Below are 281 nucleotides of genomic sequence, written 5' to 3' on the forward strand. Positions count from 1 at the left end.
GGTACTGCTGGTCGCCTCCCGTGACGACGACGCACAGCTCAGCGATGCCGACCTCGCCGCCCTCGGTGCGCTCTCGGGCGATGTCGAAGCGGAGACCGGGCACGCACCCCACGGTCCGATCGTCAGCGACGACGGCGAGGCCGCGGTGATCCAGGCGACGCTGACGGTGGACGACGACGCCGCCGCTGAGGCCGTGCACGGTCTGCGCGACACCGTGGCCGAGCACCCCCTCGACGGGATGCACGTGCAGGTCACGGGCGGGCCCGCGTTCGGTGTGGACG

The 281-nt window shown here is 73.0% G+C and carries 1 protein-coding gene; it reads left to right on the plus strand.

Annotation, left to right across the window (positions count from 1 at the left end):
* Positions 1 to 281: MMPL family transporter (locus L687_RS30025; protein WP_040569695.1), on the plus strand; the 281-nt coding region annotated here is incomplete at both ends.

Source organism: Microbacterium maritypicum MF109, assembly GCF_000455825.1.
GTDB lineage: Bacteria > Actinomycetota > Actinomycetes > Actinomycetales > Microbacteriaceae > Microbacterium > Microbacterium maritypicum_A.